Annotated in this window: 22 protein-coding genes; 9 read left to right on the top strand and 13 right to left on the bottom strand. The window is 40.5% G+C overall.

Annotated features, from left to right (window positions below):
* The first annotated feature begins 67 nt into the window (after positions 1-67).
* Positions 68-694, top strand: coding sequence for an alpha/beta hydrolase (locus tag FTV38_RS01200; protein WP_078189088.1), 627 nt, complete (start codon positions 68-70; stop codon positions 692-694).
* Positions 695-975: 281 nt separating this feature from the next.
* Entirely contained in the window at positions 976-1500 is a 525-nt protein-coding gene (locus tag FTV38_RS01195; protein WP_180020849.1) for a hypothetical protein, read from the top strand.
* Between the two features lie 84 nt (positions 1501-1584).
* Here FTV38_RS01195 and FTV38_RS01190 read toward each other — a convergent pair whose 3' ends face one another.
* The 4 genes from FTV38_RS01190 to pheA form a co-directional block, all read right to left on the bottom strand.
* Positions 1585-1956, bottom strand: coding sequence for a hypothetical protein (locus FTV38_RS01190; RefSeq protein WP_180020847.1), 372 nt, complete (start codon positions 1954-1956; stop codon positions 1585-1587).
* A gap of 112 nt (positions 1957-2068) precedes the next feature.
* The gene (locus FTV38_RS01185) at positions 2069-4318 is read right to left on the bottom strand and encodes a bifunctional prephenate dehydrogenase/3-phosphoshikimate 1-carboxyvinyltransferase (protein WP_180020845.1); all 2250 of its coding nucleotides are present in this window, start codon (positions 4316-4318) and stop codon (positions 2069-2071) included.
* 3 nt (positions 4319-4321) lie between these two features.
* A complete protein-coding gene (gene hisC / locus FTV38_RS01180) occupies positions 4322-5413 on the bottom strand; it encodes a histidinol-phosphate transaminase (RefSeq protein WP_078189092.1) in 1092 nt (363 codons plus the stop codon).
* Between the two features lie 69 nt (positions 5414-5482).
* The gene (pheA, locus tag FTV38_RS01175) at positions 5483-6592 is read right to left on the bottom strand and encodes a prephenate dehydratase (RefSeq protein WP_078194414.1); all 1110 of its coding nucleotides are present in this window, start codon (positions 6590-6592) and stop codon (positions 5483-5485) included.
* Between the two features lie 572 nt (positions 6593-7164).
* On the opposite strand from pheA, the gene FTV38_RS01170 reads away from it, so the two are divergent.
* Positions 7165-7695: a DJ-1/PfpI family protein gene (locus FTV38_RS01170; RefSeq protein ID WP_078189095.1), complete on the top strand. Its 531-nt coding sequence runs from the start codon at positions 7165-7167 to the stop codon at positions 7693-7695.
* A gap of 145 nt (positions 7696-7840) precedes the next feature.
* On the opposite strand, the gene FTV38_RS01165 is transcribed toward FTV38_RS01170, so the two are convergent.
* Positions 7841-8983, bottom strand: coding sequence for an acyl-CoA dehydrogenase family protein (locus FTV38_RS01165; RefSeq protein ID WP_180020843.1), 1143 nt, complete (start codon positions 8981-8983; stop codon positions 7841-7843).
* A gap of 171 nt (positions 8984-9154) precedes the next feature.
* A complete protein-coding gene (locus FTV38_RS01160) occupies positions 9155-10501 on the bottom strand; it encodes a dicarboxylate/amino acid:cation symporter (RefSeq protein ID WP_180005246.1) in 1347 nt (448 codons plus the stop codon).
* Positions 10502-10909: 408 nt separating this feature from the next.
* On the opposite strand from FTV38_RS01160, the gene FTV38_RS01155 reads away from it, so the two are divergent.
* On the top strand, positions 10910-11908 hold the full coding sequence (locus FTV38_RS01155) for a glycosyl transferase family protein (protein WP_180020841.1): 999 nt from the start codon (positions 10910-10912) through the stop codon (positions 11906-11908).
* Between the two features lie 90 nt (positions 11909-11998).
* On the opposite strand, the gene FTV38_RS01150 is transcribed toward FTV38_RS01155, so the two are convergent.
* Together FTV38_RS01150 and FTV38_RS01145 are read right to left on the bottom strand one after the other, a co-directional pair.
* On the bottom strand, positions 11999-12265 hold the full coding sequence (locus tag FTV38_RS01150) for a YeaC family protein (RefSeq protein ID WP_078189099.1): 267 nt from the start codon (positions 12263-12265) through the stop codon (positions 11999-12001).
* A 2-nt stretch (positions 12266-12267) separates the two neighbouring features.
* Positions 12268-13206, bottom strand: a complete 939-nt coding sequence (locus FTV38_RS01145) for an NAD(+) kinase (RefSeq protein WP_078189100.1) — start codon at positions 13204-13206, stop codon at positions 12268-12270.
* A 152-nt stretch (positions 13207-13358) separates the two neighbouring features.
* Here FTV38_RS01145 and mrcB point away from each other — a divergent pair, with 152 nt between their 5' ends.
* From mrcB to FTV38_RS01130, 3 genes are all read left to right on the top strand, one after another.
* Positions 13359-15752 (top strand): penicillin-binding protein 1B, encoded by a 2394-nt coding sequence (mrcB, locus tag FTV38_RS01140; RefSeq protein WP_180020839.1) that lies wholly within the window; start codon positions 13359-13361, stop codon positions 15750-15752.
* Positions 15694-16311 carry a tetratricopeptide repeat protein gene (locus FTV38_RS01135; RefSeq protein ID WP_257220768.1) on the top strand — a complete coding sequence of 206 codons (618 nt, stop codon included), beginning with the start codon at positions 15694-15696 and terminating at the stop codon, positions 16309-16311. Before mrcB ends, FTV38_RS01135 begins: the two co-directional genes overlap by 59 nt.
* Before the next feature lie 226 nt (positions 16312-16537).
* Positions 16538-17200, top strand: coding sequence for an IS1595 family transposase (locus FTV38_RS01130; protein WP_180020837.1), 663 nt, complete (start codon positions 16538-16540; stop codon positions 17198-17200).
* A gap of 354 nt (positions 17201-17554) precedes the next feature.
* Here FTV38_RS01130 and FTV38_RS01125 read toward each other — a convergent pair whose 3' ends face one another.
* A complete protein-coding gene (locus FTV38_RS01125) occupies positions 17555-18454 on the bottom strand; it encodes an NUDIX domain-containing protein (RefSeq protein WP_180020835.1) in 900 nt (299 codons plus the stop codon).
* A gap of 147 nt (positions 18455-18601) precedes the next feature.
* On the opposite strand from FTV38_RS01125, the gene hemP reads away from it, so the two are divergent.
* Complete coding sequence (gene hemP / locus FTV38_RS01120; protein ID WP_078189103.1) at positions 18602-18772, top strand: hemin uptake protein HemP; 171 nt, start codon at positions 18602-18604, stop codon at positions 18770-18772.
* Positions 18773-18970: 198 nt separating this feature from the next.
* Here the strand turns inward: hemP and FTV38_RS01115 are convergent, their stop codons facing one another.
* From FTV38_RS01115 to FTV38_RS01100, 4 genes are all read right to left on the bottom strand, one after another.
* Positions 18971-20290 carry a HAMP domain-containing sensor histidine kinase gene (locus FTV38_RS01115; RefSeq protein ID WP_180020833.1) on the bottom strand — a complete coding sequence of 440 codons (1320 nt, stop codon included), beginning with the start codon at positions 20288-20290 and terminating at the stop codon, positions 18971-18973.
* Between the two features lie 4 nt (positions 20291-20294).
* Positions 20295-20963, bottom strand: coding sequence for a response regulator transcription factor (locus FTV38_RS01110; protein WP_180020831.1), 669 nt, complete (start codon positions 20961-20963; stop codon positions 20295-20297).
* Positions 20964-21096: 133 nt separating this feature from the next.
* Positions 21097-21459 (bottom strand): NirD/YgiW/YdeI family stress tolerance protein, encoded by a 363-nt coding sequence (locus FTV38_RS01105; RefSeq protein ID WP_180020829.1) that lies wholly within the window; start codon positions 21457-21459, stop codon positions 21097-21099.
* A gap of 104 nt (positions 21460-21563) precedes the next feature.
* Positions 21564-23321 carry a GspE/PulE family protein gene (locus tag FTV38_RS01100; RefSeq protein WP_180020827.1) on the bottom strand — a complete coding sequence of 586 codons (1758 nt, stop codon included), beginning with the start codon at positions 23319-23321 and terminating at the stop codon, positions 21564-21566.
* Between the two features lie 187 nt (positions 23322-23508).
* Here FTV38_RS01100 and FTV38_RS01095 point away from each other — a divergent pair, with 187 nt between their 5' ends.
* Positions 23509-24480: a hypothetical protein gene (locus tag FTV38_RS01095; protein WP_180020825.1), complete on the top strand. Its 972-nt coding sequence runs from the start codon at positions 23509-23511 to the stop codon at positions 24478-24480.
* The last annotated feature ends 28 nt before the right edge of the window (positions 24481-24508 follow it).

The raw sequence follows: 24508 nt of genomic DNA, 5'->3' as shown, positions 1-24508 counted from the left end.
CAATCTGTGTTTTAGATAATATTAATCTGTAAACTATAGACTCTCCCGCTTTCACATTTTAGTAATTATGTCAGAACAAATGTTCATTCAAGGGCCGATGGGTCAACTTGAAATTTTTGTTGATTATCCACAGGGTGAAGTGAAAGGATTCGCGGTAGTTACACACCCTCACCCATTGCAAGGTGGTACACCACAGCACAAAGTCCCTGTGCTTTTAGCGCAAATGTTCTTAGAACGTGGCTATGTTGTTTATCGCCCAAGTTTCCGTGGTTCTGGCCAAAGTGCAGGAATACATGACGAAGGCAATGGTGAAACTAAAGACACTATGCAAGTCATTGAATTTGCTCGTAACCAACATCCGAACCTGCCATTTTATGCAGGCGGTTTTAGTTTTGGTGCAAATGTCATGACTAAATGCTATGCCCTATTGCCAGTAGAATTGCAGCCTGTACAAACTATTTTATGTGGCCTACCAACCACAACAGTTGCAGGTGTGCGTCACTATGTGACTCCGCATATTAAAGGTGATATTTTATTTATTCATGGTGAAGAAGATAATGTCACACTGTTATCTGACTTGATTCAGTGGGCCAAACCACAGCGCCATTTAATCACGGTTTTACCAGGTGCAAACCACTTCTTTACAGGTTATCTAAAACAGCTTCGTATCGCGATTTCACGCTTTTTAGTATAAAAAATACAAAAAAATGAGTCAGCTTAACTGGCTCATTTTTTTTGCCTAGCGAACGCTCTATTCCCCCAATATTCCAGATAAACTGAACTACTCGCTTTTCGATTTATCCATTTTTTTGCATTAGTGATCATAATTCGTTCAACATGTAATGACCTAATCCGACGCTCGTTTAATTTTGATTACGTCTCAATTTTTTATCTAAAAACCAATAATTTACTTGTTTAAATAATCAACTACAGAAATAATACCCAGAAAAATTAAGATAAAATTTAGAGGGAAAAATGAAATATATTGTTGCTGTGATTTTAAGTCTAGGCATTGCAGCTTTGGTCTATTATTTTAATTCAACCCCATCCACAACGACAAATTTGCCAGCATCTACGGTTGCTGCGAACGATGGTCCCAAAGCCTATTTGACTGCGTCATACAAGATGAATGTCGATGGTCGTGATTTTAGCTTAAAGATGGTCTATGACTTTCCCAACAGCCAAGTGTGTGAAGCCCAACTCAACAGCACTGACACCATGAATATGATTTCAACCTTTAAGCAACGCTGTTCGAGTGACTCGGTGTGTAAAGAAGCTGAAATTTCGTCTTGTTCATCTTTTACCGATCAAAAATATAAAGATATGCTCGATAAAAACTATCATGACACCCATTATATTTATCTTAGCGATAGCAAATTGACTGATCAACGTGGTGTGATTGTGTTTTGGGGACTCAATGAACAAGAGTCAGAAAAAATGTGTGACTATGTGAAAAAGAGCAATCGAACCATTAATCCAATCAATATTGAATGTCTATAACCTTGTTCAATACATTCTGTTAAAAAACAAAAAAGCAGCGCTATGCTGCTTTTTTATGGATGATTTTTAATTCAAATTTTCAGATCATTTCGTCATTTGTTTCCATTGAAACTCACTATATGACTCTTCTTCTTTTAAACTGTTTTCGACCGCTTGAGCCAATTGGTTCAATAGACTTTGCTCAGTAATACGATCTAACCAATCTTGGTCTTCATCTGGATAAGAGGTAATTTCACAGACTAGACGACCGGATTCATCCTGCCCCTGACATGTCACTGAAAGTGGCAATTCATGCTGATCGACACTGACTGCAATCTGATCACCACTTTGCGATAACGTTTGAAAGCCATATTTCTCAAGCTTACTTGCTAAAAACTCAGCCACTTGAGTTTGCGTATCAGCACTGCTTTCAACTCGATTTGAATCGCTATGGGCGGTGAATTGTAGTTTTCTCATGTATCTATCCAAAGACATTCTTGTTGTATGGTTTTAGCATAAGCAATTAAAACCAAACAGCCAAGCATTTGCTTGGCTGTTGTTGAATAAATATACAAATTTAGTGAATTATTTATTCACTTACCACAATCGTTAAACCGGCTTGAGTCGCTAGCTCTGTAAATGTCGGGAAGCTGGTCGCAACGGTTTCTGTACCCACGATATTAATTTCACCCGAAGTACGTAAACCTGCCATTGAGAAGCTCATTGCAATACGGTGGTCATGATGTGACTCAATTTGACCACCTGTGAAGATTGCACCCCACTCACCCGTTTTACCTTGACCTTCAATAATGATGCCGTCATCAGTAGGCGTGCAGTCAATACCCATAATTTTTAGGCCATCTGCCATCACTTGAATACGATCCGACTCTTTCACTCGAAGTTCAGCTGCACCGGTCAAAATGGTTTGACCTTCTGCACATGCCGCTGCAATAAACAGTGCTGGAAATTCATCAATCGCCAATGGCACTTGATCTTCTGGCATATGAATGCCTTTAAGCGTGCGTGAACCACGAATACGAATATCTGCAATCGGCTCACCACCAGCGATACGCTCATTTTCAACAGTCAGGTCAGCACCCATCTGTTTTAAAATTTCGATCACACCTGTACGTGTTGGATTAATGCCAACCGCTTCGAGTGTGACATCTGAACCTTCAGTAATCGCTGCACCCACCATAAAGAATGCTGCAGATGAAATGTCAGAGGGTACTTGAATGTCTGTACCGACTAACTTGCCGCCACCTTGAAGTGAAATGCGGTTGCCTTCTGTTTTCACGTCATAACCAAATGCACGAAGCATACGCTCTGAATGGTCACGTGTTGGTTCCGGCTCAGTGACAACAGTTTCACCTTCCGCCCAAAGACCAGCCAACAAAATACCGGATTTTACTTGTGCAGATGCCATTGGTAAGTCGTAATGAATACCTTTCAGGTTTTGACTTCCGGAAATAGACACGGGCGGCGTACCACGCTCACCTGTAGTTTGAATTTGCGCACCCATTTCACGTAATGGTTTGGCAATACGTTCCATTGGACGTTTTGATAATGACGCATCACCCGTCATCACCGAATCAAACTTCTGTGCCGACAACATGCCTGAAAGCAAACGCATTGAAGTGCCTGAGTTACCCATATACAAAGCGCCTGCAGGTGCTTTTAAACCATGCATGCCTACACCATGAATGGTGACTTCGCCATTTTTAGGGCCTTCAATACTCACTCCCATATCACGGAATGCTTGGAGGGTTGCCAAGGCATCTTCACCTTCAAGGAAACCCGTGACATGCGTTGTGCCTTCTGCAATAGCACCAAACATGATAGAGCGATGTGACACAGATTTATCACCTGGCACAGTAAATTTACCTTGGAATTGCTTTGGACCCGGTAAAATTTTGAATTGCTGTGTCGTCACTTTATTTTTCTCCATCAGTGGTTTCTTTGCGAGCATGTGATTGAAATGTTGACGTGCCGCTTGTGCATGCCCCAACAGTCCCATCAACGCTTGTGAGTTTTCATCTTCAATCAGTTTACGAAGAATAGCCAATTGTTTTTCAAAGCCATCTACCGCATTTAAAATTGCCTTTTTATTGGCAAAAAAGATGTCATGCCACATATGTGGGTCGCTTGCAGCAATGCGTGAGAAATCACGAAAACCGCCAGCGGCATAACGGAAAATATCTAGATTATCTTCTCGGTTCGCAAGTTGCTCAACCAAGTTAAATGCCATCAAATGCGGAAGATGACTGGTATGGGCCAACACTTCATCGTGTTTTTCCACATCCATGCAAATCACTTCCGCTTTGGCAGCTTGCCACAATTGAATCAGTTTCTCTACAGCCCAATCTGCACTGCTAGGTAAAGGTGTCAAAATCACTTTGTGATTGGCAAATAAATCCACTTTACCAGCATGCACACCTGTCAGTTCAGCCCCCGCAATCGGATGCCCCGGTACAAAACCAGCAGGTAATTGCTCACCATAGACCGCTTTCGCTGCATCAACGACATTGCCTTTAGTACTTCCAACATCGGTAATAATCGTCTGTTCGGTTAGATAAGGTTTGATCGCCTCAAGGACTTTTTGTGTCGCACGTACAGGCAAAGCCAAGACAACGAGATCTGCACCTTTGACCGCTTCGGCAGGATCGCTATAACCCTGCTGAATAAGCCCTAAAGCTTTTGCATCTTCTAAAGTTTTTTGTGAACGCGTAGACGCTACAATTTCCTTAGCCAAACCTTCAGCAATCATGACGCGAGCTAGGCTTGAGCCAATCAGCCCAAGCCCAATAAAAGCAACTTTTTCAAATAGTGGCACAGACATGACTTAAGCTTTAGCCTCTAAGCCCAAAACTTTAGCCAATGCAGCTAAGAACTTAGCATTTTCAGCTTCAGTCCCAATTGATACACGTAAATGCTCAGGGATACCAACTGGACGAACAATCACACCTTCTTTTAATAAAGCATTGAACGTCTGTGCAGGATCTGCTTTTACATTTACTAAAATGAAGTTCGCACGTGAAGGCACATACGCTAAACCTAAAGCATCAAAGCCTGACTCAAGTTGAGCCATACCCGCTTTGTTCACTACGCGTGATTTTTCAATAAATGCTTCATCTTTAAGTGCAGCAACTGCAGCCACCATCGCAAGATGGTTCACGTTAAATGGTTGACGAATACGATTGAGGAAATCCGTCACTTCAACTGAAGCCAAGGCAAAACCAACACGTAACGCAGCCAAGCCATAACATTTTGACATGGTACGGCTCACAATTAAGTTTGCGTATTGATCTAAGAATTTCAAGCTGTTGAAGTTTTCTGGGAAATATTCCACATAAGCTTCATCTAAAACCACAATCACATTTGCAGGTACTTTTTGCATGAACGCTTCAAATTCAGCTTCTTCAAACCATGTACCTGTTGGATTATTTGGGTTCGCAATAAAAATCAATTTAGTATTGTCTTTAATTGCCGCAGCCATTGCATCTAGGTCATGTGAAAAACCTTTTGCAGGCACTTCAATCGCTTCAGCATTAATGGCTTGTGTCACCAGACCATACACAGCAAATGCGTGTTGGCTATACACCACAGAGTCTTGCTCTGAAACAAAAGCACGAGCGAAAATTTCTAGAAGATCGTTTGAACCATTACCCAACGTAATGCGGTCATGTGCAATACCAAATTGTTTTTCAACTTGGTCTTTCAAAATAAAACCGCCACCATCAGGATATCGACCAATTTCTGCAAGTTCAGCAGCAACCGCTTCTTTCACTTTGTCAGAACAACCCAATGGGTTTTCATTTGATGCGAGTTTTACGATATCTGTAATACCCAACTCACGCTCAAGTTCACTAATTGGTTTACCTGGTTGGTAAGGCTTTAGCTTTGCAATGCCTTCATTGGCTGGGACAAACGTCATTTTACACTTCCAGTTTTTTCAAATGATGAAGGTGATCAACTCCTGATGGAATTGATCACAGTTGTGATCTTAAAGAACAGCAATCGGATATGAACCCAATACACGAATTTCTTTTACTAACGGACGAATTTCTTCAATTGCCGCTTTCACGTTTTCTTGCTCAACATGACCTTCCAAGTCCACAAAGAATACATAAGCCCATTTTTCGGGTAATGCAGGACGTGTTTCGATACTTGTTAAGCTAATATTATGCTTGGCAAACGGTGCAAGAATTTCAAGTAAGGCCCCCGCACGGTCATGCGCAGAAATCAACAATGAAGTTTTATCATTGCCCGATTGCGGTACTTTCTCACGACCAATCACCAAGAAACGAGTAGTATTTTCAGGATTGTCTTCAATATTGCTATGCAAAATTTCAAGGTTGTAAATGTTTGCAGCGACTTCAGAAGCAATTGCTGCTGAGTGCCATTCATTGCGAATACGGCGTGCAGCTTCTGCATTTGAACTGAGTGCAACACGTTCTACACCCGGATAATGTGCATCTAACCAACCACGGCATTGCGCCAAAGTTTGTTGATGAGCATAAATTTGTTTAATGCTGTCTTTACGTGTGTTTTCAGACACTAGGAACTGGTGATGAATACGCAGCTCCACTTCACCAATAACATTCAGATGTGAAGATTTGAAGCAATCTAGGGTGTGGTTCACTACCCCTTCAGATGAGTTCTCTACAGGCACAAGACCATAGTGCGCACTGCCTGCTTCTACTTCGCGGAATACTTCATCAATCGTTGGAAGAGGGCGAACAACAGCGTCTTGACCAAAGTGTTTCAACACCGCCGAATGTGTATATGTCCCAACTGGACCTAAGAACGCAATACTTTGCGGTGCTTCAAGAGCTAAACAAGCCGACATGATCTCACGGAATAAACGTGCCATTGTCACATCAGACAATGGGCCTTCGTTACGATCCATAACTTTACGTAAAACTTGCGCTTCACGTTCAGGACGATAAAACAATGGATTCTCTTCTGCAGCAAATTTTGCTTTTGCCACAGCTTCAGCTAGTTTCGCACGACGGTTGATAAGTTGTTGAATCTGCATATCAACAGAGTCGATATCTTCACGAATTTGAGCTAAGTCCAGAGAAGTCGGAGTGTTTTGATCATCGTTGATCATTGTTATGTCGCCCTTCAAAAAAATTTTGCAAACAGTATAACAATAGTTAGCTTTCAAATGTTGCGCAATACGACTTTGATGGTTTCAGCCTTAAAAACATACAGTTGATTAAAGCTTCATCAGCTTAACTTAAGAGCCAAAACAGCCAAACTGATAGGTAAAGCCATAATTAAGGCAAATCTTACCTTTTGACGGCTTTATTGATCATTCATCTTGAGCAGCACAATAAATAGCCCTTCTCTTTTCCTCCAAATTTGCCTCAGATCCATCTCCTTGTATAAGCCCATCAATCAATTTGTTTCATTGGTCATTTCAGTTTTAAATTTTGCTCTCAATACTTGAAGCAAAATAAAAATTTCAAAACTTGGTTTTCATGGCATAGAAATAATTTGAAACTTAAAGATGATCTATATAAACACTTGGTCATTGATCGTTTTTTCAGTGACTTAATAGGCACTTTCATCTAGTGTTTACAGTCATTGACGCATTTATTACAAAAGACACAGGTAATTCTTATCATTGCTTTGTAGTCTAAATATCAGAAAAAAAATAACAGCCCCATAGGTACAAGTATGCACAAGAAAATTGCAGTGTTAGTGACCTACGATTTTGAAGATATTGAGTATCTTGAGCCTGTGGAGGCCTTTCGAGCCGCTCGGCACAGCATTATCAATATCGAAGATCAGGTTGGAAAAATCGTTTACGGCATTAAACGCCGTTCCCAGATCACCATTGACCAAAGTATCGACGATGCCTCTGTGCATGATTTTGATGCCTTATTTATTCCCGGCGGTTATTCCCCAGAGAAACTCGCTTTAGATGACCGTTTTATCTATTTTGTACGTAATTTTGCAGATAGCCAAAAGCCGATCTTGAGCAGTTGCCATGGTCCACAGTTGTTACTAGAAGCTGGTGTCATACAAGGTCGCCATTTCGCCCAATCTGAAACACTTAAATCCGCTTTGTTAAACGCAGGTGTGGTGGTGTCGGATCAATCGGTTGTGAATGATAATAACCTATATATATCGTCTCGCAGTACTTTAGATACACCTGAATTTATTGAAGTCTGTTTGCAAGTTTTGGGGCAACCGTCATTATCATAGGTTTCAAAATATTCACGCAAAATTAAACACACAATCTAATTCAAATAAGCAAATCTATAGAAATACATCGTCTCTATAGAAATACATCCTAAAAAAAATAGCGAAGTCTTCACTTCGCTATTTTAATTTCAGCCTGATAAATTGTTTATCGACCTAAAATACTTCGTGCCACGATTTCTTTCATAATTTCATTGGTGCCACCGTAGATTTGCTGAATACGTGCATCGACAAAGAAACGTGAAATTGGATATTCGGTCATATAACCATAGCCACCAAATAATTGAAGTAGATTATGGGCCACTTTCATTTGCATATCGGTAGAAAAGCTCTTGAGTGCTGCTGCAGTTTCAACATCAAGTTTGCCTTGCATATAAAGTTCAACATTTTGATTATAAAATGCCGCTGTAGCCAATTCGTCAATCTTAGCCTGTGCCAAGACAAAACGAGTATTTTGGAACTGTCCGATCGCCTGTCCGAACGCTTGTCGCTCTTTAACATACTGCGTTGCCACATCAATGGAACCGCGAATCGCACCAATTGCAGTCGAGGCAATTGCGGTACGTTCACGCGGTAACTCTTGCATCAAGTAAGCAAAGCCTTGTCCAGCTTGACCCAAAAGTTGCTCTTTTGGCACTTTGACGTTGTCATAAAACAACTCTGAAGTGTCTTGCGCATGCAGACCAATTTTGTCGAGGTTGGTACCTTTCTTAAATCCATCCAAATGTGTATCGACTAAAAGTAATGACACACCTTTGGCACGTGCTTGTGGATCAGTTTTCGCAGCCAATACCACAAGGTCTGCATGTTGACCATTTGAAATAAAAGTTTTCGAGCCATTGAGCAGATAATGATCACCCTGCAAAATTGCACTACTGCGCATAGACTGCAAGTCCGAACCTGCTCCCGGCTCTGTCATACCAATAGCACCGACCACCTCACCTGTGACCATTTTCGGTAACCAATATTGTTTTTGTTCTTCTGAACCAATGTGCAAAATATAAGGCGCTGCAATTTCAGAATGGCATGAAATACCTGTCGATAATGCACTAAAACCTGCGCGAGCAGATTCTTCAACTAACATCAGTGAATAATGCGTTGGGACGCCATAGCCGCCATATTCTTCAGGCACATCGACACATAAAAAGCCATTTTCACCCAAGGCATTCCATACTGATCGCGGCATAATGCCTTCACGTTCCCATTGCTCATAATGTGGTGCGACATGCTCTGCCATAAAACGGCGAAAGTTATCTCGAAATAATTCTAAGTCTGCATCATAAGCCAGCATGTGTTTCTTCCTTGGTTAAGTTTGTTGTTTTGTTTAACTCCATCCTATTGCAGTTTAGAACGGCCGTCATGCCCAAAAACTAAAGCGTTCAAATTTGGCTTTAGTCCTGCATTAAAAAAGGAAGCCGAAGCTTCCTTTTTAAATGACATCTTTTACATCACAGCATCTGCCTTAGGCATGATGTGCATTGCCTTCTTCTTGCATCTGACGGTCAATTTCTTCAGGGTTTGCCAAAGCAAAATCCAGTTTTTCTTTGTCTAATTGACCCACCCATTTCGCAACCACAATCGTTGCCAAAGAGTTACCTACAAGGTTCGTTAATGCACGTGCTTCTGACATGAAACGGTCAATACCAAGAATTAATGCCAAACCTGCAACAGGAATATGACCCACAGCAGACAATGTTGCAGCCATCACAATAAAGCCTGAACCCGTCACACCCGCAGCACCCTTAGATGAAATGAGTAGAACCAACAACAACGTGATCTGATGCGAAATATCAAGCGGTGTATTGGTCGCTTGTGCAATAAAGATTGCTGCCATGGTCAGGTAAATAGACGTACCATCTAGGTTAAATGAATAACCTGTTGGAATAACAAGGCCCACTACAGATTTTTCTGCACCAGCAAGTTCGAGTTTTTTCAACATACGTGGCAGTACAGATTCAGAAGAAGACGTACCCAGTACGATCAGTAACTCTTCGCGAATCATACGAATCATTTTGAGGATACTGAAACCGCAAATACGTGCAATTGAGCCAAGTACAAGGAAAATAAACAGCAAACAGGTAATATAGAAGCAGATGATCAATTGACCCAATTGCGCCAAACTACCAATACCATATTTACCAATGGTATAAGCCATCGCACCGAAGGCACCAATTGGCGCAAGCTTCATGATCATGTTTACAATGTTAAAGAATACATGTGCAATTTGATCAATAAACTTCAATACAGGCTTACCTGCATCACCAAGTTTATGCAATGCAAAACCAAATAATAAGGCAAATAATAGAACTTGAAGAATCTCACCCTCAGCAAACGCACCAACAACGGTGTTTGGGATGATATTCATAAAAAATTCTTGGGTAGATTGTGCTGCACCAGATTCAACATATTTAGAAATACCTGCAGTATCTAAAGATGCTGGATCTACGTTCATGCCTACACCAGGTTTTGCAATATTAATCACTGCAAGACCGATAATGAGTGCGATGGTCGAAACGATTTCGAAGTATAGTAAAGCGACCCCACCTGTCTTACCCACAGATTTCATGCTTTCCATACCTGCAATACCACTTACCACGGTACAGAAGATCACAGGTGCAATAATCATTTTAATCAGCTTGATGAAACCTTGTCCTAGTGGATAGAACAATTCACCCCAGCCTTTTACGTATTGCTCGGTACCATTGATAATTTGCGTGCCACTTGGTGAGAAATGCCCCACCAAAACACCCGCAATAATGGCAACGATCACTTGAAAATATAGTGACTTATAAATTGGTTTTTTAGCCATGACATTACTTCACGATATATTTCTGCTTCAAAGAAATATTCAGTTTTTGTCTATTTTCAAAAAATAAACAGCCCAAAACCCCTTTGTCTTCGACAAAAGAGCACCAAAGGTATTTGACTTAGCCAAATACAGAAAAACGAAATATGTATGGTGATTAAATAATCACATCAGGACCTGATATAAAATCAGCGCATTGATCAGGAGATGAAACACATACTAAAGTAGGTTAAATTTTACCTGTTTTTTAAGGGCTTGTTCTGCCACAAATGTTAATTTCGGTTAAATAATAGACCGAGTTTATTAGACGATAGTCTAAAGACATCCTTTTTTAAACCTGTTATCAGGCTGAAAAATACCAACTATAGAAGTAAACTATCCTTAAGTCCTAATTTTAAGCCCAGTATTTGCATGAACAATAAACGAAATATTTACAAAGATTTTGAACATCCTTTTGCGCAATTTGTCCGTATTGTGGGTAAAGGAAAGAATGGTGCACGTTCGCTCACTTATGATGAAGCCTACCAAGCGTTCAGCATGATCTTAAAAGATGAGGTTTTAGACGTTCAATTGGGCGCTTTCCTGATGTTATTGCGTGTAAAAGAAGAATCTGTCGATGAACTGACAGGCTTTGTCCAAGCCACACGTGATCAGCTCAAGTTTAAAAAGCTTGATGTCGATTTAGATTGGTCATCTTATGCAGGTAAACGCAAACATTATCCTTGGTTTTTATTGGCCGCATTAACGCTGGCAAAACACGGCTACAATGTCGTAATGCATGGCGCTTCAGGTCATACCATTAACCGCCTTTATACAGAACAAGTATTAGAGTATTTGGGTTTTCCTATTTGCCAAAATGATACAGATGTGGAACAGCAGCTCAATCAGCGTCATTTTGCTTATATTCCGCTCGACGTCATTTCGCCAATACTCAGTGATCTAATTTCACTGCGCAATGTGATGGGTTTGCGTTCCCCAATTCACACCCTTGCCCGCCTAATAAATCCGTTTAATGCCAAAGCCACCATGCAAGCGATTTTCCACCCAGCCTATCGTGGATCACACCAACGTGCGGCATTCCAATTGGGTTATCAAAATAGTGCTGTCATTAAGGGTGAAGGTGGTGAATTCGAACGTAACCCCGATGCAAAAACCTTAATTTGCGGCATCAAGGATGGTGAAATGTATGAACATGAATTGCCTAAACTGACGGACAACCGCAGTCCCGTCGAAGAAGAACTCGATTTGGCCGTCTTTAAAGCCGTTTGGGACGGTCAACAGGTACATGAATATGGTGAAATCGCAGTCATCGAAACCATGGGAATTGCACTGTATTCCATGGGCGCCGTCGCAAGTTTTGATGATGCAATGCAAACTGCCAAAACCATGTGGGCAAATCGTCACGCTTAAATAAGCAGTATGAAGCAAAAAATTTAGGCATGCATCAAGCCAATAAAAAGCCAGCATTAAGCTGGCTTTTTCAATCAGACAGAAAACGGATTAAACGAAACGAATCGGCTTGAACTCAGGTTCTTCCACATGCGAGTCGCAATGCTCATCTTCTTCTTTGGTCCCGCGGTCGATATAACCACTACGCTCATCTTCTGGCAAATGTTTAATTTCCCATGCATACACCGCTTGCATACAAATTTGACGTTGTTCTTGAGTCAGCGCTACGCCATTTGGCCATTTACCAATTTCAATTGCCGTTTTTAATCGACCAACAATTTCAGGATCGAGTACGGCAAGCATCTGTTCAATATTCATAATTAATCCTGCTTTAATGAGTCAAAATCTTGGTTCCAGCCTAGCTTGGTACGACATGCCATATAGAAGTCATAACCGGGTGGATGTAATAAGTTGAGCTTAAATGGATGTTTGCGGATATGTAAACTATCGCCTACACCCAATGATACACTGTGTTGACCATCGGCACTGACCATTGGTAAAACACGGTTTTCACGAATCAAAATTTTAATTTCACTTTGTCCGCCCACGACAATCGGACGTGACGACAAAGTATGAGGATGCATTGGCACTAAGGCAATCGCATCCATACTTGGGTGGACAATCGGACCACCACCAGATAATGCATAAGCTGTAGAGCCGGTTGGTGTCGAAACAATTAAACCGTCACTGTGTTGGCGGTATACATATTGCCCATCAATATTCAGTTCAAAGTCGATCATGTGTACCGATTTACCCGAGTGCAGCACAATATCATTTAAAGCTACAGCATCATAAATCGACTCGCCTTTCGAGCGAATTTCCATTTCCAACAAGAAACGTCGGTCTAGCTGAAACTCACCTTTGAGCACTTGATCTAACTTGAAAATCACTTCTGTCGGTTTGATATCGGTCAGGAAGCCCAAACGACCACGGTTCACCCCAATCACAGGGGTATTATATTTCACCAAGGCACGTGCGGCATGAAGCAATGAACCATCACCGCCGACAACGATCACCAAATCGACAACTTCACCCAATAAATTACGGCTGACCGTCTGAGTATTATTGTAGGGAACCAGCTGCGCTGTTTGCGTATCAAATACAGGATGTAATCCCAAACTCAAAATATGATCGTGGATCAAACATAGGGTTTCGATCACTGATGATTTGTCTGGACGACCAATCAACCCAATGTTTCGAAATGATTTATGTGAAATTTGCACCTGCGCTTTTGCTCCGCTTCGCCTCATTGGTATCATATCACTAACAGAAATGATTTAAAAAAACTTTAAAGTTTCGACTTTAGTGAAGTAGCTTCCAATATTTTGCATACATATAACAGTTTAAATATTGCAAAATACTGAAAAGCTTCGCATGATTAGCAAAATTTCTCAGGGTATTATCACTATTTATGAAGTCTGAACGTGGCATAGGCATAATTGCACTGATTTTTTCGCTGTTGATTATCGGCGGATTTCTCGTGTTCAGCATTTATCTTATTCGTCTAGATAATATTGTACGGGATAAATTCGAAGGTCAACGTTGGGACATTCCAGCCAAGGTATTTGCTCGTCCTTTAGAAATTTATACCAATGCGCCTGTAAGCCAAGCAGACCTCAACCAAGAACTGAAACTTTTGGGCTATAACGCTCAAGATAGCTATGCGAAAACAGGGAGTTACGTTACTTCTGGCAATGTGACCTATATCCATACGCGTGGTTTTGACTTTGGTGATAGTGTCGACCCTGAACAAGTCCTTAAAGTGACCTTTGGTGAAGATCAAATCACTGAAGTGAGTGCAACCAAGCCTTCAAGTAGTGGTATTGCCCGCTTAGAGCCGATGTTAATTGGTGGTATTTATCCTCAGCACAATGAAGACCGTGTGCTGATCAAACTTGATAAAGTGCCTAAGCCTTTAATCCAAGCTTTAATTGCTACCGAAGACCGCAATTTCTATCAACATCATGGTATTTCGATTCGTGGTACAGCACGTGCCATTGTGAGTAATGTCACAGGCGGAAAACGTCAAGGTGGTTCGACCCTCACTCAGCAATTGGTGAAAAATTTTTATTTATCGCCTGAGAGAACCATTAAGCGTAAGGCCAACGAAGCCTTAATGGCCATGCTGATTGAACTTCACTATGACAAAGATGAAATTCTTGAAGCTTATTTAAACGAAGTGAACTTAGGTCAAAACGGTAACTATTCCATCAATGGTTATGGTTTAGCCTCACAATTCTATTTTGGTTTACCCCTACGTGAACTAAATATTGCTCAGCAGGCGTATTTAGTCGGTTTGGTTCAAGGTCCAACTCTATTTAATCCGTGGAAAAACCCTGAAAGTGCGATTAAACGCCGTAATATTGTGTTGAACAATATGGTGGTGATGGGCTATTTAACTCAGGAACAATATGAAACTGAGTCTGCACGTCCATTAAATGTCATTACAAAACCAACATTGGGCCCTTCTCGCTTCCCAGACTATATGGATATCGTGCGTCGTCAACTGCGTACTGAATACCAAGAAAGCGATTTGACCAATCAAGGTCTGCGTATTTTCACCGCGATGGACCCGATTGCACAAACCCGTGTACAAACTGCATTTAAAGAATCTGTGGCCCGTTTAAGCAATGCCAATCCAGCACGCTTAAAAGAATTACAAGGCGCGGTATTGGTGTCTCATCCTGAAAATGGTGAATTGGTTTCAGCAGTGGGTTCAACGCAGGACTTTACTGGCTTTAACCGTACAATGGATGCTAAACGTCAAGTTGGTTCATTGCTAAAACCTGTGATTTACCTCAGTGCGATAGAATCCAACCGCTATAACTGGGCGAGTCAAATCGAAGACAGTCCGATCAGCATTCAAAGTGATGGCAAAGCTTGGACACCGAAAAACTATAGTGGTGGTGCACATGGTGTTGTACCAATGGTCGATGCCCTATCAAACTCTTATAACCTCTCTGCGGTACGCTTAGGTCAAGAGTTCGGTATGTCGACTTTTATTAACCATCTGAAAAAGTTTGGTGTGACGTCTAATATTCCAAACTACCCTTCGATTTACCTCGGTGCTATTGATATGTCACCGATGGAAGTCATGAGTGTCTATGGAAACTTTGCAACCGGTGGCTTCAAATATCCAGTGAAAGCTATTCGTTCAGTGGTCGATGCCAATGGTCGTTTATTAGATCGTTATAGCTTAACGGTACAACCGACTATTGCACCTGATGCAGCCTTTATCTTGAACTACGGTTTACAACAAGTGATGAGTTCAGGGACAGGCCGTTCTGCTTATGCATCATTACCGGCTTCACTTAAACTTGCAGGTAAATCAGGAACAACCAATGATACGCGTGACTCATGGTTTGCAGGTTATTCAGGTAATTACTTAAGTGTGGTTTGGTTAGGTTTAGACAACAACAAAGTTACAGGCTTAACTGGTTCGTCAGGAGCACTTCCGGTTTGGACCAATGTCATGAAGCAGTTACGTCAAAAGCCAGTTAATTTACGTCAACCAGACAGCGTACAGTGGCATTGGTTAGACCGTTATTCAGGTAATTTATCTGCACAGCATTGTACAGGTGCGATGTATATTCCTCTGTCGCGCAACTCTATTCCAAATCAAGCGACGGCATGTGGTTCGACACAATATGAAGTAGAACCTTACACAGTTGATACTGAAGAGACGCAGCCAACTCAGGAACAAAATGATAGTTTAGGTGACTACATTCGTGAAAGTGATGTCGATAATGACCAGGGTTCATCTGATCAACCTCGCATCATCTCAAGTGGAGAGTATACAAATTAAATTGCAAAACATTAAAGTTTTAAAAACGTTCAGTATTCTGAGCGTTTTGACGATCATTTTGGCTGGTTGCCAAACCATAGTCGAACCTGAGCAAAAGCCGCCTGCTCCACCTGAAAAAAAGGCAGATATCCATGACTCTTCTGGGGTCATTATTACGCCATATGACCATCCAGAAATTAAACGTCAACGCATCGTTATTCCTGAGCAGAAAACCCAAATTCAAAAATTTGATGATGGTCGTGACTTGCCTGCATTCAAAAAATTGATGCAAACTACGCAAACCGCTTATGCCAATGGAAAATGGAATGAAGCTGAAAGTGCGGCAACTCAAGCACAGCGTTTGGCACCACAATCTGCGGAAACTTTTTTATATTTGGCAATGATCGCCAATCGAAAAAATCAGCCTGCGAATGCAGAATCGTTGGCACTGCGTGGATTAAGCTATGCTCAAACCAAGCCGATGAAACAACAGCTTTGGAATGTTGTTTTAAAAGCCGGTCAAATGCAAAAGAAAAGCAGCACCATTCAAAAAGCACAACAAGCAATTAAAGCTCTTTAAGCACCCCGTAAAAAAGCTTGATCTTAATTGAGATCAGGCTTTTTTATTCATTACATACTAAAAGTAAGTTTATTTCTAAAAGTTATTTTAAATCTGAATATCGACTTTCAAATACAAATTTAATTCAATGCACGTATTTTTAACTGATGTTACGCACCTAAAAGTAATTTCGCATATTAAAAATGAAGGCTCTAGACTAGCAGAATAGATATTTTATTCTAGAATCATGATAGAAAACAGTAAATTAAGTCACTATAAGATTAAAAAAATTATTCAGTGCTTTTGCATTGATATTCCTGCTTCTAAAACAGCCTTATTGCTTAACTTGAACCGTAATACCATCAACTATTGGTACATGCTTTTTAGAGAAGCAATCTACGATCATCAAACAGATTTAAGAGCAAAGTTTGTAGGTTCTATTGAAGTTGATGAGAGCTATTTTGGAGCAAAAAGACAACGTGGTTTTCATGGGAAATTGAAGCGAGGTCGAGGTACTTTAAAACAACCTGTATTTGGAATATTTGAAAGGAATGGTCGAGTTTATACAGAAATAGTCCCTGATTGTAAAAAGACTACATTACAACAAGTTATCTTAGGTAAAGTTGCACTTGAAAGTGTAATTTATAGTGATGGTTGGCGTGGATACAATGGTTTGGTAGATGTTGGTTACTCAAAGCATTTTAGAGTAAATCATGGAGCGAATGAATTTGCCAGAGGACAATGTCATATAAATGGAATAGAATCATTCTGGAGCTTTTGTAAAAGAAGGCTAGCAAAGTTCAACGGTATATCAAAAGAGTATTTTGATTATCATCTTAAAGAAACAGAATGGCGTTGGATGAGGAAGCCTAATGAGCTAGCAACAGAGTTGTGGGACCTCATTAGGTAAAACTAAGTGCAAATCTGCTAGTCTAGAGCCAAATGAATTTTAAGTCTATTCAACGGTGTCTTACATCTAGGGTTTGAATAAAGGGATTAGCCTTCGGCTGGAGGTACTCTTACAAAACAATGGTTCTCATTAGGCAAAATGAGAAGCGTGCTTCGCAAGGAAACCATCTTGCGGTGCAATGCACCTCACCGACAAAACTCGTTCACTAGCGTCAAATTATTCAAAGTATCGCAAAACCATTTTTGATTAGAAGGAGTCCTATCTCAAACACTTGCGGATGACCTTACCGTGTATCATTCTTTTATCTGAAGCAAACTGTGCGTCTGATGTTACTGCGTAACATCAGTTTTTAATTTAAAAACTGCGAATACCGGCCACCCCATAAGCATGGTGTTGCTGTGCAATAGGTAGCAATTCAGGACGCATTCCACCTAAAGCAAAAACAGGGATTTCTATGCTTCGTGCAATCTCAGAAAAATGCGCCCATCCCATTCCTTGCGCCTCAGGATGACTTTGTGTCGCCAGAACTGGGCTCATAAAAATAGCATCACAGCCAATTTTTTGCGCATGCAGCACAGAAACTTGATCATGACAAGCTGCGATATAGCGCTTCCCAAGCTGTAAATCACCTTTATTTTTTTTCAGCAATTGGTACTGCTTAAGATGTAAAGCCGAAATATGTGCTTGCACCTCTGTAGAGAGCAATGACCATAGATCTTCATTAATCATCAGTTGTTTTAAAATCACTGTTGGTAATTGATTTAATGCCTCTGCATTTTCTGCGCTGGCATCGACTCGCCAATAATACAAAAGCGTCTCTTGAAGCGTTTCAAATGTTGGTAGATCAGCAGTGATTTTGATCTGTTGCTGCCAATATAAACGCTGCAAAATAGCTTGATTGGCCTTTGGAAAATTCAAGCTCATCAGTTGTTGACGCGAATACCAGGCCCATGGCTTTTGGATTTCATTCAGCAACGCATGCGGGACGGTGGCATGAAATAAATGTAATTTCACAATAACATCATCATATTCATGTTGAATAAAATCAAAAGCATGCCAGTCGTGTAAACCGATGCCAACTTCTTCAAAAATTTCACGACGACACGCTTGTTCAGGACTTTCACCCTGCTCGACTTTACCACCCGGAAACTCATGTTTATTGCCCTGATGTTGTTTTGCTTCACGCCAACCCACCAGTACTTTGTCTTGATGCAATAAAATCGCAATGGCGACATCAATTTGCGGTTTCGACATAGTTCCTTGCTCTCTGCTCTGTTCCAATTGATAACCAAGTGTAAGCAAATTTATCTTTTTTATAAAATCCTAAAATTACCGTTGACAGGCCTATTCGATAATGATTATCATTTAAACCATTCAGAAATACACCACGGAGTCGACGGAATGAACGCACCATTTAGCCTTTTTACTCGTAGCAATGAAGCACACCACTCACTGCCTATGCTACATTCAAACAACCTTTTTGCCTTAGGACGTGAAATTCGAATTATGCATGCAGGTGAAGAATATCGACTACGTTTAACACGAAATAATCGCCTTATTTTGACCAAATAATTTCTGATAAAAATAATAATTATCAGCGCAATAAAAATAATCGTGGACACAAGCAGTAAGCCATTCGCTTACTGCTTTTTTAAGTTTTGTACTTAGTTAAATTAAGTTTTATAGCTACTCAAACTTAATTTAAATCGCAACACTCATCTTCCTCTCACAACACTCTTTCGTTCAAATTCAATAGAGCAAATCGTGTTTTTAGCGGATTGGAAAAGTGAGTTGTACCTTTAAGCCGCCCAGTTCAGAGGCATCCACACTGAATTGACCTTGATGTAACTGTACAATTTTTTGTGCAATTGAAATGCCTAAACCTGAACCTTGTGTCTTTGTTCCTAATACGCGGTAAAACCGTTCGCCAATGCGTTGCAATTCTGCGGCTGTCAGTCCTGCACCTTGATTTTCAATCGTCCAAGCCGCCTGCTGTGCTGTTACCGTTAAATCAATCTTGACCTGTCCTTGCTCAGGACTATAGCGGATGGCGTTATCGACTAAGTTTCGCAGACAGCTAAACATCAATTCGGCATTCATAGCAAACCGTACAGTGTGACTCTGTAGCTTCAATTCGATCTGCTTTTCTTCAATAAACGGCTGTAAAGCATCAATGACTTGTAAACTCAGCTGTTCTAAGTCGTCCTGTTTTTTATCTAATTGCTCCGATTGCGTCGGGTCGAGCCGCGCCAAAATCAGTAGATTTTCTAAAACCCTTGTCCCTCGATTAACATCGTGCTGTATGCTCAATAAATCGTGCTGAATGTCAGGATATTTCCGTTTTAATACCTGAAGTCGCATTTGAATCGCAGACAATGGTGAGCGTAATTCATGTGAGGCATCTGAGGTAAAACGCTGTTCCGCCTCTAAGGCTTGATCTAATCGGCTTAATAAAAAATTCAGCTGTATTTGGATCGGCTCTAGTTCCTGTAATACAGGTTCAGGTAAGACGATGGCTTGTAGGTCATCTACATTTTTTTCAGCGATTTGTTTTGAAAATAGCTGTAAAACTTTCAATTGACGTTTAATCAAAATATGCAGTAATAGCCATTGGATTAACCAGACAATCAACAGAATCCCTGCATAGCCTAGTACGCTTTGCAGCGTTTCCCTCAGCCGTGTTTTCATCGGTTGAACGATTTGTACGGTTAATCCATCGTCCTGAAGTGCATAGCTACGCCAAAGCGCGCCTTCTCTCCATTGATAATGCAACCCTTGTTTTAAATTGGGCTGATGTTCAAATGCTGTGTGTTGTTCCGATGTGGTTAAGACTTGCGACCCTTGCATGAGTTGATATTGCATATCAAACTCTTCACTCAGTTCATCTATTTGTTCGTCTTGCTTCAGCGTTAGATCAGTAGCAGTAAGCATATCTGCCACTTCGTCCATCAGGGCATCGTGTACATTCATGATGTGATACAAACCAAATCCCAACATCAGACACAGAGAGATTGCTCCCGCCCAAATTGCACTGAGCAGTGAGGTTTTAATCAGTTGCGACTGTAAGGAAATGCTTTTTTTATCACTCATAGACTTAACTTTGTTGCGGAAGATTCATGCGATAACCCAAACCCCTTAAGGTTTTAATGTAATCACTGCCAATCTTCTTACGCAATTGGTAAATAAAAACTTCGATCGCATTACTTTCAACTTCATCGCCCCAAGCATAGAGTGATTCTTCGAGTTGGCTACGCGTCATAATATGCTCTGGATTCAACATCATCTTATGCAAAATTTGATATTCACGCGAAGTCAACGTAATCAATTCCGCATTTTTACGCAGCGTTTTGGCATGTACATCTAAACTTAAATCACCAAAAGTCAGACAATTATCACGCTGCTGATGATGCAAGCGTAATTGGGCACGTACCCTTGCTGACAACTCTTCTAAGCTAAACGGTTTCACCAAATAATCATGGGCTCCCAGATCTAAACCTTCAACACGATCTGCAATACTGTCCCGAGCAGTAATGAATAAAACTGGTGTAAACGGATGCAACTGTACGATACGTTTTAAAATTTCATCACCAGTTACTTTTGGTAAGCCACGATCTAAAAGTATGCAATCATATTGATGTTGTTCTAAAGCCAAAATAGCGTGATCGCCGCGATCAACCCAATCGACACTATAGCCATCCATTTCAAGCCATGTTTTTATACTGTCTGCTTGGGATGCATCATCTTCTGCCAATAAAATTCGCATCTTACCTACCCTATTTCTATGGTCACGACTTCAGTGTATCGAACTTTTGCTCATATCTGCTCATAACATAAAAAAACCACAGCAAGCCGTGGTTTTTTTCATGGAGCAGCACTGTATTGAATGACAGGCTAAATTAAAATCTTACTTGATCGACATCCACTTCAACGCGTTTTGTTGGTTTGTAATCAATGTCGATTTCACCAATGAGCGTTACCGGTGTTTTAGCTGAAATTGCTTTGCCTTGCCAAAGTTCATCATCAATATCCACTGTAATGCTGCCTGTGCTATCGCGGAACTGATATTTTTCATCGCCCATCGATTTCACAACATAACCTTTCAATTGAACCTTACTGTCATCTTTTAAGCCTAAGGCATGTTTCACTGATGTGGTTTTCATCGGTGCAACAGCTGTTTGATTAACTGCTGTATTCGCGACTGCAACCGATGCCACACCTGCAAATGCTAAACCACATACCAATTGAGTGAATGTTTTCATCTTCGATCTCTCTTACTTTGTCTATTTCGATAGCGCTATTTAAACAAAGCAAGATGAGTCGAATCTTAAGCTGCAAAGACGTTTTTATTTATTTGATCGAACCATTAGTTGAGCGGTACGACACGCAGAACTTCTTCTAAAGTCGTCACACCTGCAAGTACTTTACGCGCACCTGCAATTCGTAATGGTTCGACATGCTCTTTACGTGCCTGTGTACGTAATTGGGTTAAATCTGCATTGGCACCAATCAATTGCTTGGTTTCAATACTGAGCGGCATAAATTCATAAATCCCCACACGGCCTTTATACCCCGTTTGACGACATTCATCACAGCCCACCGCCTCGTAGACAAAATCAGGCATTTGTATCGCATATTCAAAGGTCAAATGTTTCCACTCTTGTTCATTGATAAAAGTCTCACGCTTACAATGTGGACAGAGTTGACGAACCAAACGTTGTGCCAAAACCCCTAAAATGGTCGCTGCCGTTAAAAAAGGCTGAATCCCCAGATCATGTAATCGCGTCAAACTCGATGGTGCATCATTGGTATGTAAAGTTGAAAGCACCAAATGACCTGTTAATGCAGCTTGGATTGCCATATTTGCCGTATCATGATCTCGGATCTCCCCGACCATGATAATGTCAGGGTCTTGACGCATTAAAGCCCGTACACCATCAGCAAAGCCTAAATCAATCCCTGTATTCACCTGCATTTGGTTAAAGCTCGGCTCTAACATCTCAATCGGGTCTTCAATCGTACAGACATTCACTTCTTCAGTTGCCAATTGCTTGAGCGATGAATAAAGCGTGGTGGTTTTACCCGAACCCGTCGGACCAGTCACTAAAATAATACCGTGACTATGACTGGTTAAGGCCTTCCAATCATCTAACAGACGCCCTTCAAAACCGAGCTGTTGGAAACTACGTACCAAGACTTCAGGGTCAAAAATACGCATAACCAACTTTTCACCAAAGGCCGTTGGCAACGTCGATAAACGCAGCTCTGTTTCTTGGCCTTTGGTTGTACGGGTTTTTAAACGTCCATCTTGCGGTTTACGTTTTTCAGCCACATTCATCCGACCTAAGATCTTAATTCGCGAGACCACGGCTGTCAGGGTATTTGCGGGCATGTTGTAGATGGTATGCAATACGCCATCGATACGAAAACGCACCTTTCCTGTATCTTTACGCGGCTCGAGGTGAATATCACTTGCACCTTGTTCGAAGGCAAACTGTAAGACCCAATCGACAAGCTTCACAATATGCTGATCATTGGCATCTGGATTTTGTGTATCACCTAATTGTAATAGCGCTTCAACGCCTTTATTTTCACGGTCATAACTCGATGATTTTTGCGAATTACTGACCGCACGACTCACTTGGTAATATTCAACCAAGTAGCGCTGTAGTTGATCTGGACTGAGTAATACACGTTGAATCTTTCGTGGTAAAACTGTTCTTTCTAAATTGGCAATCCATTCATTTTTATAAGGTTGATCCGTTGCAATCAACACATGCTCATTTTGTAATTCAACCGCTAAAATGCGATTTCGTACTGCAAATTCCTGCGACATAATGGCTGTCAAAGCAGGCACATCAGCTTTTAAAGGATCGATAATATAAAACGGCACACCAGACTTTTCTGCCAACCATTGACAGAGTCTATTGAGTGTTAAGGTAGACTGCGAATGACTCTGATCGACTAAATTAAAATTGGCAATCCATTGTAGAGGATGCCATTTCAACTGCTCACGCTGACGGTGCGTGGTTTGAATCAGCATTTTGTCGCGTTCAGTAATTCGTCCATCTTTTTGTAATTGGTCTAAACACCAAGAAGTGTCAATTTCAAAATTAAAAGTCATTGTTCTATGTTCCCCAAACATAGAACTACTATAGCAAAAAAATTCTAAAGGCACGCTTGTGTCATTTGTGTTTTGCACATAGGTTTTCTGAAAGCATACTATTTTTTTTATTAATAAAAACATTCATAAATTTAAGCTATAATAAATTTGCCTCTCAGGGCTTTATAACAACGATATAAGAAGATTTATGATGAAAATAAAAATATTAGCAATTTATACGATGACTATTCTTAGCATAACTGCCTGCGGCAGTGGCGGTGGAAGCTCTACATCTAATAATAATTCCAGTGAAAATCCACCAGTACCAAATGCTGCTTTCCAACAGTGGTCAACTTTTGAACTCGACAGTGAAAGTGATGTGCTGTCATACGAAAGTGATACTGCAACTATCGATAATGGTAAATTATATACTTCAGAAAGTAGCGATTCATTTATGGTCACAACGAATGGCTTGTATGATGAAGGATCTCTACACAGTTCGTATGGCTATCTGAATGGCAATATATCCATTGCAAATAATGTGTGGACGCTAAGTCCTCATTCCTCTATTAATTCATCAGGTCTAAAAATTACAACAACAATGAAATCTTTCAATCTTGAAGGTGAAATCATTGCCTCTCAAGTTGATGCCTATAATTATTGGATCATAAAAAATAATATTACTGATTCAAGCAACTATATTTCTAACGATGCTCTCAAATACTTAACAGCTATTTCAAATATTAAGTTTCCCGCTGGTTCTCGCTGTTTACAATTAAATAAAGTATCAAATAGTGAACAGTATTTAGATTTAACAGATTCCTCAGATAGTGAAAGTCAAAGTTTTTTAGCTGACTGGTGGGCTGATCTTAGTACAGATATTACTGCGAAAAAATACATCATGAAAGATACTGTAGCCTATACCGTAGCTGATGATGAGAGTGAATATGGCGTAGCTCAATATAAAAATCGTTTCTATGACGCTTACCCATCTCCTAAAGGAGTGGAATACAATATGCAGGATTTAATTAAGATTATTGATAATTGGATAAATACTTCAACAAATCCTACTCAAAAAACTCAATTTTTAGAGTTTAAACAATTAGCTGAGAACTCTTGCAGCATGTATAACGATGTTGCTCTTAACGCAATCAAACAAAGTTTTGCAGCAAATAAATAATTTACACATTTAATAAAAAAGGAGCTAA

The sequence above is a fragment of the Acinetobacter sp. YH16044 genome, assembly GCF_013417145.1.
Lineage (GTDB): Bacteria > Pseudomonadota > Gammaproteobacteria > Pseudomonadales > Moraxellaceae > Acinetobacter > Acinetobacter amyesii.
This window is presented reverse-complemented; position numbering and strand designations above follow the sequence as displayed.